At 71.2% G+C, this 6,836-nt stretch carries 7 protein-coding genes; 5 read left to right on the top strand and 2 right to left on the bottom strand.

Features of this window, described 5'->3' with window-relative positions:
- Positions 1 to 183 precede the first annotated feature (183 nt).
- From aroC to AX685_RS21365, 3 genes are all read left to right on the top strand, one after another.
- Positions 184 to 1,251 (top strand): chorismate synthase, encoded by a 1,068-nt coding sequence (aroC, locus tag AX685_RS02765; protein WP_066485199.1) that lies wholly within the window; start codon positions 184 to 186, stop codon positions 1,249 to 1,251.
- A 73-nt stretch (positions 1,252 to 1,324) separates the two neighbouring features.
- Positions 1,325 to 1,879, top strand: a complete 555-nt coding sequence (locus AX685_RS02760) for a hypothetical protein (protein ID WP_156445630.1) — start codon at positions 1,325 to 1,327, stop codon at positions 1,877 to 1,879.
- 134 nt (positions 1,880 to 2,013) lie between these two features.
- The gene (locus tag AX685_RS21365) at positions 2,014 to 2,361 is read left to right on the top strand and encodes a hypothetical protein (protein ID WP_156445629.1); all 348 of its coding nucleotides are present in this window, start codon (positions 2,014 to 2,016) and stop codon (positions 2,359 to 2,361) included.
- An 83-nt stretch (positions 2,362 to 2,444) separates the two neighbouring features.
- Here AX685_RS21365 and AX685_RS02755 read toward each other — a convergent pair whose 3' ends face one another.
- Positions 2,445 to 3,734 (bottom strand): adenylosuccinate synthase, encoded by a 1,290-nt coding sequence (locus AX685_RS02755; RefSeq protein ID WP_066485195.1) that lies wholly within the window; start codon positions 3,732 to 3,734, stop codon positions 2,445 to 2,447.
- Positions 3,735 to 3,962: 228 nt separating this feature from the next.
- Between AX685_RS02755 and AX685_RS02750 the strand changes: the two genes are divergently transcribed.
- Positions 3,963 to 4,793 carry a DUF6454 family protein gene (locus AX685_RS02750; protein WP_141397037.1) on the top strand — a complete coding sequence of 277 codons (831 nt, stop codon included), beginning with the start codon at positions 3,963 to 3,965 and terminating at the stop codon, positions 4,791 to 4,793.
- A gap of 180 nt (positions 4,794 to 4,973) precedes the next feature.
- Here the strand turns inward: AX685_RS02750 and AX685_RS02745 are convergent, their stop codons facing one another.
- Positions 4,974 to 6,167, bottom strand: a complete 1,194-nt coding sequence (locus AX685_RS02745) for a penicillin-binding protein activator (RefSeq protein ID WP_066485185.1) — start codon at positions 6,165 to 6,167, stop codon at positions 4,974 to 4,976.
- Here AX685_RS02745 and rsmI point away from each other — a divergent pair.
- Positions 6,166 to 6,836, top strand: a 671-nt coding sequence (rsmI, locus tag AX685_RS02740) for a 16S rRNA (cytidine(1402)-2'-O)-methyltransferase (RefSeq protein ID WP_066485201.1), incomplete at its 3' end; no start/stop codon positions are given. The two genes, AX685_RS02745 and rsmI, sit on opposite strands and share 2 nt — an antisense overlap.

The following is a 6,836-nucleotide window of genomic DNA, read 5'->3' as shown; positions in this document are numbered from 1 at the left end:
CCAGCCCCGCCATCAGCAGGGCCGCCGTCCTCACCTTCGCCACCGGATATTCCCCTTCGCCGAATCGCGTGGCGACGCCCCCCGGCGCCGCTCCCCCGCGCGATCACGCCCCTGTCATAGCCGCGCGCAATCTGTCATGGCGAGCGCCATGTTCGCCCCCGCCTTCCCCCCCGGTACACCGCGATGAGCTTCAACACCTTCGGCCGCGTCTTCCGCTTTACCACCTGGGGGGAAAGCCACGGGCCGGCGCTGGGCGCGGTGGTCGACGGGTGCCCGCCGGGGATCGCGCTGTCGGAACAGGATATCCAGCCGTGGCTCGACAAGCGCCGCCCCGGCCAGTCGCGCTTCACCACCCAGCGCCGCGAACCCGATCAGGTGCGCATCCTGTCCGGCGTGTTCGACGGGAAGACGACCGGCACGCCGATCAGCCTGATGATCGAGAATGTCGACCAGCGGTCGAAGGATTATTCCGACGTCGCGCTCGCCTATCGGCCCGGCCATGCCGATTACGCCTATGACGCCAAATACGGCTTCCGCGACTATCGCGGCGGCGGGCGGTCGTCGGCACGCGAAACCGCCGCGCGCGTCGCGGCGGGCGCGGTGGCGCGCGCGGTCGTGCCGCAGGTGCGCGTGCGCGCCTGGGTGGAGGCGATCGGCGGCGATGCGGTCGACCCGGCGGCGTTCGACGATGCGCAGATCGACGCCAACCCGTTCTTCTGTCCCGATGCCGCCGCCGCCGCGCGCTGGGAGGCGAAGGTCGATGCCGCGCGCAAGTCCGGCTCCTCGCTGGGCGCGGTGATCGCGTGCGAGGCGACCGGCGTGCCCGCCGGCTGGGGCGCGCCGCTCTATGCCAAGCTCGACAGCGAACTGGCCTCGGCGATCATGTCGATCAATGCGGTGAAGGGGGTGGAGATCGGCGACGGCTTCGCCGCGGCGGCGCTGTCGGGCGAACAGAATGCCGATCCGATGCGCCCCGGCGACGGCGGCCCGCGCTTCCTGGCCAACCACGCCGGCGGGATCGCGGGCGGGATCGCCACCGGCCAGCCGATCCGCGTGCGCGCCGCGTTCAAGCCGACCAGCTCGATCCTGACCCCGGTCGAAACGATCACCCGCACCGGCCAGGCCGCCGATATCGCCACCAAGGGCCGCCACGATCCGTGCGTCGGCATCCGCGGCGTGCCGGTGGTGGAGGCGATGGTCGCGCTGGTGCTCGCCGATCAGGCGCTGCTCCACCGTGCCCAATGCGGGTGATGTTATAGTACCGGTTCGGGAACGATTCCACCGATCGCATCGTTGCTCCTGCGTAATTGTGAGGAGAATGGATATGCGTATCACCATCCTTCTGGCCTCCGCGGCCCTGTTCGTCCCGGGCGTCGTATCGGCGCAGCTGGCGGGTGGCGTCGGTGGCGGCTTGGGCGGCACGGTCGGCGGCACCGTGGGTCAGGTCGGCGGCACGCTCGGCGGCACCGCCACGGGCCAGCTGCAGACGCCCGACACCAGCGCGGTCCGCGATACCGCCGCCCGCACGACGCAACGCACGCGTGAGGCGACGCGCAGCGCCGCCGATCGCACCCGCGCCGCCGCGCGCAGCACCGCGGACCGTACCGCCGCCACCGCGCGCCAGACCGGCCAGCAGGTGGGCGATACCGTCAACGGCACCAGCCTCGGCGTGACCGGCGGCGCCAACGGCGCGACCTCCGCATCGTCGGGCGGTGCGACGATGGGCGGCAACGGCGCGCTTGGCGCGACGGTCAACACCCCGAACGGCTCGGTCGCGACCGGCGGCGGCGTCGCCGGCGGCACCAGTGCCGATTCCTCGGGCATGAGCGCCGGCACCGCCGGCGGCATCTCGACGACCGCCACCGCCAAGCCGCGGTGACGCACCGGCCTCGCCCCTCTACGGGGGGCGGGGCCACCCGCCGCCGCGACCAAGCGGCGTTGCGGCCCGTCGAAGCGCGGAACATCCCCTGGTCCCAAGCCGTTGAAGCGCTTGAAAACACAGGAGAGGTTATCATGCGCTCGACGATCATTCTGGCGACGGCGGCCCTGCTGCTTCCCGCCGCGGCATCGGCCCAGACGATGTCTCCGCCCGCCACCGGCACCACGACCGGCCAGCCCGGTACCACCGGAATGCAGACGGCGCCGGGTACCGGTACGACGCCGATGCCCGACCATCGTGGGCACGACACTAGGCGCCCTTCGACCCGCCCGCACGGCACCGCGACGCCGGCCCCAGATACAATGTCGCCGTCTACGGGCGATCCCTCCGCGACGATGGGCACCCCGGCCAGCCCGGATCCGATGACCGGGACCACCGGTCCCACCGCACCGCCGACCGGCACGACCCCGCCGCAGGCGTAACTGCGGTCACCCGACCGTGAACGGCCCCGTCCCGGACATTCCGGGGCGGGGCCGTTCCGCGAATCCATCGCGGAACAGACGCGTCAGTCCGCGAAGGGATCGCGGACCAGGATCGTGTCCTCGCGCTCTGGACTGGTCGACACCAGCGCCACGGGGCAGCGAATCAATTCCTCGACGCGGCGGATATATTTGATCGCCTGCGCCGGCAGGTCGGCCCAGCTGCGCGCGCCCGCGGTCGATTCGTGCCAGCCCTCCATCATCTCGTACACCGGCTCGACCGCCATCTGGTCGGCGGCATGCGACGGAAAATAATCCAGCACTTCGCCGCGCAGTCGGTATCCGGTGCAGATCTTCACCTCGTCGAACCCGTCCAGCACGTCGATCTTGGTCAGCGCGATCCCGGTGATCCCGCCGACCGCCGCCGACTGGCGCACCAGCACCGCGTCGAACCAGCCGCAGCGCCGCTTGCGGCCGGTGACCGTGCCGAATTCATGCCCACGCTGTCCCAGCCGCTCGCCGATGTCGTCCTCCAGCTCGGTCGGGAACGGCCCCGATCCGACGCGCGTGGTATAGGCCTTGGCGATCCCCAGCACGAAGCCGACCGCCGCCGGCCCCAGCCCCGATCCGCCCGCCGCGGTGCCCGCGATCGTGTTGCTGCTGGTCACGAACGGATAGGTGCCGTGGTCGATATCCAGCAACACGCCCTGCGCGCCCTCGAACAGGATGCGCCGCCCGGCCTCCTTCGCCTCGTTCAGGTCGCGCCAGACGGGCTTGGCGAACGGCAGGACGAAACCGGCGATATCACGCAGTTCCGCGACCAGCGCGTCGCGGTCGATCGGCGGCTCCCCGAACCCGGCGCGCAGCGCGTCGTGATGCGCGGTCAACCGGTCCAGCTGCGGCCCCAGATCGCCCAGATGCGCCAGGTCGCACACGCGGATCGCGCGCCGGCCGACCTTATCCTCATACGCCGGGCCGATCCCGCGCCGTGTCGTCCCGATCTTCCCCGCGCCCGACGCATCCTCGCGCAGCCCGTCCAGGTCGCGGTGGAACGGCAGGATCAGCGCGCAATTGTCCGCGATGCGCAGCGTCTCGGGCGTCGCGACGACGCCCTGCGCCGCCAGCCGCTCGATCTCCGCCTTGAGCGCCCACGGGTCCAGCACCACGCCGTTGCCGATCACCGACGGCGTGCCGCGCACGATCCCCGAGGGCAGCAGCGACAGCTTATAGACGTTCTCGCCCACCACCAGCGTGTGGCCGGCGTTGTGCCCGCCCTGGAAGCGCACGACCATGTCGGCGCGCTCGGCCAGCCAGTCGACGATCTTGCCCTTGCCTTCGTCGCCCCATTGCGCGCCGATGACTGCTACGTTGGCCATGGATACAGGTCTCCGCCTGCCGGGCGAACCCGCGCGCCCTTCGACAGGACTCGGCGCGCGAGTGGTTCAGCGATGTCGCGGCGCCGGGTAGCGATGCGGCGCGGCGCGGTCAACCGCCGCTCTCATCAAACAGCCCGCTCTCATCAAACCGAAACGCAAATCCCATCGTGCTGACATATCCCCGTGTCAGGCGCGCGGCGACACCAACGGTGATGGAGCCGTTCGCGCATGTTCCGCCAGTCCCGCTCACCTCGAACGCCCCGCCGCCCCGGCCTACTCGCGCTGCTGGTCGTGTTCGCCGCACTCTCGGCGGCGCGCGCACCCGCCCGCCCGGACGACGCGATCGAGGGGACGCGGCTGATCGGCACGCTGCCGCTGGATGGCGAGCTGTTCCATGTCCAGGGACTGGAGATCGACGGCCCGCGGCTGTGGGTCACCTCGGTCGACCGGCGCAGCCGCCGCGGCTATCTGCATGAATTCGATCGCGCGACCGGGCGATTCCTGCGCCGGATCGAGCTGACCGACGGCGTGCGCTACCACCCCGGCGGCATCTCGCGCAGCGGGGACTCGCTGTGGGTTCCGGTCGCGGAAATGCGCCCGGACAGTTCGTCCGTGCTGTTGGAGATCGATGCCGGGACGCTCCACGTCCGCCGCCGCATCCGCGTCGCCGACCATATCGGCTGCATCGCCGCCGCCCCCGGCCGGCTGGTCGCAGGTAATTGGGACAGCCGGCTGCTCTACGTCATTGATCCCGACGATCCGCGCCACCTGCGCGCCGTCCCCAACCCGTCGCGCACCCATTATCAGGACATGAAGTTCGAGGGCGGCCACCTGGTCGCCGGGGGCAACACCAATTGGTGGAGCGGCACGGTCGACTGGCTCGACTGGCCGACGATGACGGTCCGGCGCACGCTGCGCGCCGGCGCGATCGGCCCAATCCGCCCGTTCGGCCGCGGCGGGCCGTACACGGGCGAAGGCATGGCGATCGACGGCCGCGACCTCTACGTCGTCCCCGAAGATGGCCCCAGCCGTGTCTTCCGCTTCCGCCTCACCGTCTGAGCGGCCAAAGGAGATTTGCTCGCCCTGAGACGCAGAGACGCGGAGAGGATCGCGCCGCAGGCGATCACACCCGTCACGCAAACGGCATGGAAAGGCGCGCTACCGCGCCCTGATCGCCCTCTCTCTGCGCCTCTGCGCAAAAACCCTCTTCACGTCTTCGCGTGACCCCGCTCCGCCCCGTTACTTCCCGAATCCGGTCGGCGCCGCCGATACCGTCACGGTCGCCCCGCCGCGGATTTCCTTCACCTCCAGCGCGCGCTCGGCCACGCCGTCGCGGCCGAAGCGGAACGCGCCGTCGATCCCGGCGAACCCGTCCGAATCGCGCAGCCGCGCCTCGGGGAAGGGCGTGCCCGCGCGCCAGTCGCGCGCGATCCGCACCACCAGCAGCACCGAGTCATACCCCAGGCTCGACAGCCGGTACGGCGCGGTGCCGAACCGCGCGCGGTAATTGCGCGCATATTGGCGGTACAGATTGTCGGGCACGCTGGCGAACCACGCGCCGTTCAGCGCGCTGGCCGACGCGACGTTATTGTCCGAATTCCACAATTCGGTGCCCAGCACCTGCGTCGACGGGCTGGCGCGGCGCAGCAGCGGCACCGCCGCGCTCGCCGCGGGCACGCTGTCCGCGATCAGCACCGCACCGAACGGCGCGTCCTTGGCCATGCGCTGCACCGCCGCGCCCACCGCGCCGCGGTCATAGGTCTGGAGCGAGACGACGCGCCCGCCGGCATCCTCCACCGCGCGCAGGAACGCGGTCGACGCCCGGCTGCCGTACAGCGCATTGGGCACCAGCCCGCCGAAATTGCTGATCCCCTTGCCGCTGGCATAAGCGACGACACGCTCGATCGCCTGTGCCGGGGCGTAGCCCAGCAGGTAGGCACCATTGCCGGCGACGCTGACGTCGTTGGAGAAGGACAATACCGGCACCCCGGCGGCGCGCGCGATCGGCGCCACCGCGCGCACGTCATCGGCGAGCAGCGGCCCCAGGATCAGTTGCGCACCGTCCGCGATCGCGCGCCGTGCCGCCTGCGCCGCGCCGGGCGCGGTGTCGTAATTGGTGATGCGCACCTGCTGGTTGCGGGTGTCGAGCAGCGCCAGCTGCGTCGCATTGGCCAGGCTCTTGCCCACCCCGGCATTGCCGCCCGACAGCGGGACCAGCAACGCCACGCGGTTGCGCGCGACATCCTGCGGCAGGCCCTGCACCACTTCGGGGTTGGTCGGCCGCGGCGCCTGCGCGCCGGTCTGCGGCCGCCCCGGCTCCATCGGCGCGCGGGGCACGACCGTGGAACAGGCGGAAAGCAGTATCGCGCCCATGAACGCGACGAATCGCGAAAGTGCTCTGGACCGTTGCGGCCAGGTGATCGCCTCTGCCATGACACCCCTCGTGAACTCGTTGACGCCTGGGCTGTATATCGTCGCCACCCCGATCGGCAATCTCGGTGATCTGTCACCGCGTGCGGCCGAGGTCTTGAGCCAAGCCGCTGTGATCGCGGTGGAAGACACGCGCGTGACTGCCGGGCTGCTCCGCCATATCGGGGTCAAGCGGCCGATGACCCCCTATCACGATCACAATGCCGCGCACGTCCGCCCGCAACTGATCGCGCGCATGGGCACCGAGGCGGTGGCGCTGGTCAGCGACGCGGGCACGCCGCTGATCTCCGATCCCGGTTTCAAGCTGGTGCGCGAGGCGCGCGCGGCTGGCCATGCGGTGGTGACGATCCCCGGCCCGTGCGCCGCGGTCGCCGCGCTGACGCTGGCCGGGCTGCCGACCGACCGTTTCCTGTTCATGGGCTTCCTGCCGTCGAAGGAACAGGCGCGCGCGGAGACGATCGCGGAGGTCGCGGCGATCCGCGCCACCCTGGTCTTCTACGAATCGGGTCCGCGCCTCGCCGCCTGCCTCGCCGCGCTCGCCGCCGGGCTGGGCGACCGCGAGGCGGCGGTCACGCGCGAGATCACCAAGAAGTTCGAGGAAGCCGTCACCGGCACGCTCTCGTCGCTCGCCGCGCGCTACGCCGAAGCGCCGCCGAAGGGCGAGATCGTCGT

The organism is Sphingomonas sp. CCH9-F2 (assembly GCF_001556735.1).
GTDB lineage: Bacteria > Pseudomonadota > Alphaproteobacteria > Sphingomonadales > Sphingomonadaceae > Sphingomonas > Sphingomonas ginsenosidimutans.
This window is presented reverse-complemented; position numbering and strand designations above follow the sequence as displayed.

Excerpts from the sequence above, each read along its gene's own strand:
- AX685_RS21365 (WP_156445629.1), top strand. The coding sequence starts at position 2,014 with ATGCGCTCGACGATCATTCTGGCGACGGCGGCCCTGCTGCTTCCCGCC.
- AX685_RS02755 (WP_066485195.1), bottom strand. The coding sequence starts at position 3,734 with ATGGCCAACGTAGCAGTCATCGGCGCGCAATGGGGCGACGAAGGCAAG.
- AX685_RS02745 (WP_066485185.1), bottom strand. The coding sequence starts at position 6,167 with ATGGCAGAGGCGATCACCTGGCCGCAACGGTCCAGAGCACTTTCGCGA.
- aroC (WP_066485199.1), top strand. The coding sequence starts at position 184 with ATGAGCTTCAACACCTTCGGCCGCGTCTTCCGCTTTACCACCTGGGGG.
- AX685_RS02760 (WP_156445630.1), top strand. The coding sequence starts at position 1,325 with ATGCGTATCACCATCCTTCTGGCCTCCGCGGCCCTGTTCGTCCCGGGC.
- AX685_RS02750 (WP_141397037.1), top strand. The coding sequence starts at position 3,963 with ATGTTCCGCCAGTCCCGCTCACCTCGAACGCCCCGCCGCCCCGGCCTA.